This window comes from Streptomyces silvae, assembly GCF_016745505.1.
Lineage (GTDB): Bacteria > Actinomycetota > Actinomycetes > Streptomycetales > Streptomycetaceae > Streptomyces > Streptomyces silvae.
In genome coordinates this window covers 41,647-48,081 of sequence record NZ_JAERUC010000160.1, presented here as the reverse complement: position 1 = coordinate 48,081, position 6,435 = coordinate 41,647, and the positions used below count along the sequence as shown (strand labels likewise).

Genomic DNA, 6,435 nt, shown 5'->3' with positions numbered 1-6,435 from the left:
GCAGTTCGGCACCAACCACCTCGGCCACTTCGCGCTCACCCACCACCTGCTGCCCCTCCTCGGGGCGGGAGGACTGTCGCGGGTGGTGACCGTGTCCTCGCTGGCGCACCGCTTCGGCCGTATCGACTTCGGCAACCTCGACGCCGAGCGGGGGTACGACAAGTGGCGTGCGTACGCGCAGTCCAAGCTCGCCAACCTGCTCTTCACCGCCGAGCTCCAGCGCCGGGCGGACGCCTCCGGCAGGCAGGTGCTCGCGCTGGCCGCCCACCCCGGTCTCTCCGCCACGGAGCTCGGGCAGGCGGGGCCGCGGATGGAGGGCAGGACCTGGGTGGCCCGGCTGGAGCGGGTGACGCGCCTCTACACGCAGCCGGCGTCCGCCGGTGCGCTGCCCACCCTGTACGCGGCCACCCTGCCCACGGCGCTCGGCGGAAGCTACTACGGCCCCGGGCTGCTGGGCGGGACCAGGGGAGCGCCCGGGCCGGCGGCCATGTCGGCGCGGGCCCAGGACATGGACACGGCGCGGGCCCTGTGGGAGGAGTCGGCGCGGCTCACCAGGACGGACGCCGACGCCGTCTGAACACGGCGTCGCCCTTGCCCCGTGGAAGGGCAAGGGCGACGGGTCCGAGTCCCGGTCAGACGGCCGCCAGCCGCAGGTCGGCGCCACCGGCCCGCAGGCCCTCGGCAGCGGCCTCCGCCAGGGAGTCGTCGGTGACGATGGTGTCGAACGCGCTGAGCGGGGCCACCCGGAACTTGCCGAACGTCCCGTACTTCGACGCCCCGGCGACCAGCACACTGGACCCCGTGCACTCCATCGCCGCCTGCTTGACCTCCACCTTCGCCGCCGAAGGGGTCGTCACCCCGCGCAGCAGATCCCAGGAACTGGTGCTGATGAAGGCGATGTCGAGCGCGAGCTGACGCAGCGTCGTGGCCGCGAGCCGGCCCACACTCGACCGGTTGGACGGGTCCACCTGGCCGCCGATGTGTATGACGTCCAGGTGCGACGAGGCCATCAGCCGGTCGACGGTCGTGAAGTCGTTGGTGACGACCGTCAGCGACTCGTGGCGGGCGAGCAGCGGCACCATGGCCAGCAGCGTGGTCCCCGCGTCCAGGTAGACCGTCATGCCCTCCCGTACGAGTCCGGCGGCCTCCGTGGCCATGGCCTGCTTCTCCGGCTGCTCCACCAGGGACTTGGCCTGGAAGCTGGGCTCGCTCTGGAGGTGACTGGCGATCCGCGCCCCGCCGGGCACGGAGAACACCAGCCCCTGCCGCTCCAGTTCGGCGATGTCGCGGCGGACGGTCATGTGGGAGACGCCGAAGAGCTGGGTGATCTGCTGCACGCTCAGTACCCCGTCGCGCCGCAGATGCTTCAACAGGAGCTCGCGCCGTTGATCGGGGATCAGGGGCAACTGCTCTTCGTCGGCCACTGCTTCTTACCTTTCCTCCTGCGACCACCGCGGTCGCTGCTCGATTGTGCCGTCCCGGCGCGCGGCGCCCCAACAGGGCGCGGCCTCAGGACCCCACGAAGGTGCTGAGCAGGAGCACGCCGCCGAGGCTGAGCAGTGACTGCAGGGACAGCATCAGGGTCCAGGTGCGGAACGTCTGGGCCACCGAGAGCTGGTAGTACTCCTTGAACAGCCAGAACCCGGAGTCGTTGACGTGCGACAGCATCACCGCGCCCGACGCCGTCGCCAGCACCAGCAGTTCGGGGGAGAGGCCGGGGTAGGCGCCGATCAGCGGGGCGACGATCCCGGTGGCGGCGGCCGTGGCCACCGTCGCCGAGCCGAGGCAGATCCGCAGCAGCGCGGCGACCAGCCAGGCGAGCAGCAGCGGCGGGACCGACCAGTCCACCGCGTAGTCGGAGATCAGCTTGTCGATGCCGGTCGCGGTGAGCATCGCCTTGAGGCCGCCGCCGGCGCCGAGGATCAGCACGATCCCGCCGACCGGGCCGAGGCCCTTGCCCGCCATCTTCTGGAGCTGGCCCAGACCGAAGCCGGAGCGCAGACCCAGCGCGAAGAAGGCGAAGATCACCGCGGCCAGCAGGGATATGACCGAGGAGTCGCACGCCTCGAAGACCGCGTACGGGAGCGAGCCCTCCGCGGTGTTCGAGGTGCCGACCGTTCCGATGAGCATCAGGACGGGCGGCAGCAGCACCGTGATCAGGGCGAGCGCGAACGAGGCCGGCCGCTTGCGGTTCTCCGGCTCGGGGCTCGTCTCCGGGATGGGGCCCTTGTCGAGGTCCGGGGCCGGGCCGAACCACCGCGAGGCGAACTTCGTCAGCAGCGGTCCGCTGATCACCGCGATCGGGATGCCGATGATCAGGCCGTACATGATGGTCAGGCCCGTGTTCGCCCCGTACGCCGAGACGGCGAGCGTGGGGGAGGGGTGCGGGGGCAGCAGACCGTGCGAGATGTACAGGCCGGCGGCGAGCGGCAGTCCCACGTACAGCAGGTGGGTGCCCGTGCGCTTGGCGACCGCGTACACCAGCGGCACCAGCATCACGAAGCTGACGTCGAAGAGGTGCGGCATCCCGATGAGCAGGGCGGCGGCGGTGATCGCCGTCGGGATCCACTTCACCGGCCGGGAGCCGATGAAGACGGTGGCGATCCGGTCGGCTCCGCCGGAGCCCAGCAGGATGCCGCCGAGGATCGTGCCGAGCCCGATGGTGGGCCCGGTGCTCTTCAGCGCGTCGCCGAAGCCGTCCTGGAAGTGCTCGACGGTGTCGCCGGGGCCGAGGCCCGCCGCGAGTCCCAGGCCGAGGGCGGACAGCGCCAGCGCCAGGAACGGGTGGAGCTTGGCCTTGGTGATCAGCAGGATCAGGACGACGACCGCGGCGGCGCCCAGCAGGAGGTGTTGGAGGTCGGTACCCATCATCGGCTCACGTAGGGGGCGGAGGCGTCGGTGGCGCGGGAGGTGCGCCCGGAGGTCCAGGCGTGCAGCAGGTCCGCGTCCGGGTCGGCGAGATCGCCGAGGGTGATCAGGTCACCGGCCCGCACCTCGCGCGCGAGGGTGGTGTGCGCGGCGAGATACAGCGGGGCTGTGTCGGCGGGGGCGTCCTCGTCGCGGAGCAGGACGGCCTGGACGCCGGTGACGTCGTGGTGGTGGCCGCCCATGTCCAGCACCGTGCCGGCGGGCAGGTCACGCCGGGCCCGGCCGGCGAGCACGGCGTGGGCGCGCGGGTCGGTGCCGCCGGAGGGCCGGCCGTGGAGCACCGCCGAGAGCAGCGAGACCGGGGTCTCGACGCCCATCAGGTGGTACGGCAGGTAGACCGCCGCGTAGCGCCCGTCCCGGCTGACCACGTGTCCCTTGCCCCGCAGCGTCTCCCAGGTGACCGGGTCCCCGGTGCGTACGACGACGAAGACGCCCCCGGCGAACGAGGCCTCGTCCGGCAGCCGCAGGGCGCTGAACACGTCGACGGCACCCGCGCGGTGCAGCAGGCCGCCGTCCTCGCGCAGGGCGTAGACGTCGGCGAGTTCGGCGATCCGGGCGACCGGGTAGTGCAGGCGCTCGGTGTCCGGCCGGAAGCCCGTGCTGGTCGCGACCACCGCCATCTCGCAGTAGTCGGCGGTGGCCCCGGTCGGCAGCGCGGTGACCGCGGCGGCGCGGGCGGCGAGTGTCGCGCGTACGTCGGAACCGAGGCTCAGCAGTCCGGCCAGCTCGGGAGCGGGCACCGTGGTGTCGAGCTGGGTGACCGTGCCGGCCGCGGGGTCGAGGACGAGGTCGTACTCGCTGGACTTGCCGATCGCCACGATGTCGAGGCCGAGCAGCTCCGCCCAGGTCACGAGGGCGATGAGGTTGGCCGGCTGGTCGCCGTCGGCCGTGGTGTAGACGACACCGTTGTCCCGGGCCAGGTCCGCGAGGTGCAGGCCGGCGACGGAGTCGACCTCCTTGCTCACCATGGCGACGTGACGGCCGCCGGTCAGCGCCTCGCGCGCCATGGCGTATCCGTCGGCCGGGCTCCCGGTCGCCTCCACCAGGATGTCCCAGGGGGCGGCGGGGAGCAGCGAGCCGTCCGCGACCAGGGCGATCGACCCCTCCGCGGCGGCCCTCGCGACCTCGTCGGCGTCCGCGCAGACCGCCAGGCCCGCCGCCGGGTAGCCGAGCTCGACGAGCATCCCGCGCAGCCGCTCCACGTCACGGTCGCACAGGACGGCCGGCGCCAGACGCCCGGTGCGCGGGGTCTGGGCCAGCAGGGTCCGGGCGAAGCCGCCGCCGGCTCCGGACAGTGCGTAACGCACGGTCCGGTCGCCGGTTCCGGCGAACAGGTGATGCAGATTCATGGGCTCTCCTAGACGGGCACACGGCTCGGTTCAACGGCTCCGGCGGACGCGGTCTCGGCCACGGCACGAGCACCACAGGGGAGCGTGTTAACAAGATGTACCAGCACATCTCGTCTGCGTAAAGTCTGTTAACATTTTTTCACACACAGGCTGTCGGGGAATCCCACTCGGCACCGCACCCCCCAACGCAAGGAGGTCCGATGCCGACCCTCGGGGCCATCGCCGACGACTTCACCGGAGCCACCGATCTCGCCACCATGCTCGTCGCCCGGGGTCACAGGACCGTGGTGACCGTGGGCCCGGACGCCCTCACGGAGGGGCCGGGGCAGACAGCCGTGCGTGACGCCGACGCGGTGGTGGTCGCCCTCAAGTCGCGCACCGCGCCCGTGGAGGAGGCCGTCGGTACGTCGGTCGCGGCCCTGCGCGCCCTGCGCGCGTCCGGCTGCGCGCGCTTCTACTTCAAGTACTGCTCCACCTTCGACTCCACCCCGCGCGGCAACATCGGCCCGGTGACCGACGCCCTCCTCGCGGAACTGGGCGAACACCGCACCGTCGTCGTCCCCTCCTTCCCCGCCACCGGACGCACCGTCCACGGGGGCCGCCTCTTCGTCCACGGCGAGCCCCTCGACGAGAGCCCCATGCGGCACCACCCGCTCACACCGATGCGCGACTCGGACCTCGGCAGGCTGCTCACCCCGCAGACCGGCCACCCGGTCCACGCCATCGGCCTCGACACCGTGCGGCGGGGCGGCGACGCGCTGCGTGCCGCACTCGACGCGCCCGGGCTCGCCGACGCCCTGGTGGTCGTGGACGCCGTGACCGACGAGGACCTGGTGACGATCTGCGCGGCCACCAGCCACCTCACCCTCGTCACCGGAGCGGCGGGCCTCGCCCTCGGCCTGACCGGCCCGCACGCCGAGGCGGCCCGCGCCGCACCGGCCTCCCGCCCCGGCGACCCCGGCGTCGTCCTCTCCGGCAGCGCCTCGTCCGCCACCAGGGCCCAGGTCGCCCACGCCCGCGCCCGCCTGCCGCACCGCAAGCTCGACCTGGCCGCCCTGCGCGCCGACTTCGCCGGGACGGTCGCCGGACTCGTCGCCTTCGCGCGCCGGGCCTGGGACGACGACCCCGGGAAGCCACCCCTGATCTACTCCGTGGACGACCTCGGCGACCTCGACCAGCCGGCGCCGCACGACGGCCCCGACCCCTCCGAGCTGGTCGAGCGGGCCCTCGCCACCTGCGCCACCGACCTGGTCGCCGCGGGCGCCCGCCGCCTCCTCGTGGCCGGCGGTGAGACCTCCGGAGCCGTCGTCACCGCCCTCGGCGTCCGCACCCTGGCCATCGGCTCGCCCATCGCCCCGGGCGTCACCTGGGCGCGCGCCGAAGGCCGGGCGCACGGCCGGGACCACGCGGTGGACCTCGCCCTCAAGTCGGGCAACTTCGGCGACACCGCCATCTTCACGGAAGCCTGGAGCGCGCTGGCATGAGCGACCCCCGCACCGAACTCGCCGCCGCGGGCGCCCGGCTGGCCGCCCTCGGGCTCAGCCCCGGCTCCTCCGGCAACCTCAGCGTCCGGATCGACGACCACATCCTCATCACCCCCACCGGCGCCGACCTCGCCCACGTCGACCCCGACGGGCTCAGCGTCCTCGCCCCCGACGGCACCCACCTCGACGGGCCGCGCCCGTCGAAGGAGTTCCCCCTGCACAGCGCCTTCTACCGGCGCGACCCCGCCACCCGCGCCGTCGTCCATCTGCACGCCCGGCACGCCACCGCGGTGTCCTGCCTGGATCCGTGGTCGGCGAGGAGCGCGGTGCCTCCGCTGACCCCGTACTTCGTGATGCGCGTCGGCCAGACCCCCCTCCTCCCGTACGCGCCGCCCGGCGACGCCGGACAGGCCGAGGACCTCGCCCGGCTGCCCTTCCCGTTCCGCGCCGCACTCCTCCAGAACCACGGCCCCGTCCTCGCCGGCCCCACCATGGCCCGCGCCGTCGACGCCGCGGTGGAACTGGAGGAGGTGTCAGCCCTCCTCCTCGCCCTGGGGGAGCGGTCCCCGCGGCTGCTGACACCCGGGGAGGCGGGCGCGCTCGCCTCGGCGTACGGATCGCCCTGGGGTGAGCACTGAGACCGTCCACGCGGCGGCGGGCGGGTGAGGAGCGTC

At 73.4% G+C, this 6,435-nt stretch carries 6 protein-coding genes; 3 read left to right on the top strand and 3 right to left on the bottom strand.

Annotated features, from left to right (window positions below):
• A partial coding sequence (locus JKV81_RS25410) for an SDR family NAD(P)-dependent oxidoreductase (RefSeq protein ID WP_505016571.1) occupies positions 1 to 577 on the top strand: 577 nt, incomplete at its 5' end.
• Positions 578 to 632: 55 nt separating this feature from the next.
• Here JKV81_RS25410 and JKV81_RS25405 read toward each other — a convergent pair.
• From JKV81_RS25405 to JKV81_RS25395, 3 genes are all read right to left on the bottom strand, one after another.
• Positions 633 to 1,424 (bottom strand): DeoR/GlpR family DNA-binding transcription regulator, encoded by a 792-nt coding sequence (locus JKV81_RS25405; protein WP_129260736.1) that lies wholly within the window; start codon positions 1,422 to 1,424, stop codon positions 633 to 635.
• 85 nt (positions 1,425 to 1,509) lie between these two features.
• Complete coding sequence (locus JKV81_RS25400) at positions 1,510 to 2,868, bottom strand: GntT/GntP/DsdX family permease (RefSeq protein ID WP_202077962.1); 1,359 nt, start codon at positions 2,866 to 2,868, stop codon at positions 1,510 to 1,512.
• Entirely contained in the window at positions 2,868 to 4,277 is a 1,410-nt protein-coding gene (locus tag JKV81_RS25395) for a homoserine dehydrogenase (protein ID WP_202077958.1), read from the bottom strand. Before JKV81_RS25395 ends, JKV81_RS25400 begins: the two co-directional genes overlap by 1 nt.
• Before the next feature lie 200 nt (positions 4,278 to 4,477).
• On the opposite strand from JKV81_RS25395, the gene otnK reads away from it, so the two are divergent.
• Complete coding sequence (otnK, locus tag JKV81_RS25390; RefSeq protein WP_202077956.1) at positions 4,478 to 5,761, top strand: 3-oxo-tetronate kinase; 1,284 nt, start codon at positions 4,478 to 4,480, stop codon at positions 5,759 to 5,761.
• Positions 5,758 to 6,399, top strand: a complete 642-nt coding sequence (locus JKV81_RS25385; protein ID WP_124278574.1) for a class II aldolase/adducin family protein — start codon at positions 5,758 to 5,760, stop codon at positions 6,397 to 6,399. Before otnK ends, JKV81_RS25385 begins: the two co-directional genes overlap by 4 nt.
• The last annotated feature ends 36 nt before the right edge of the window (positions 6,400 to 6,435 follow it).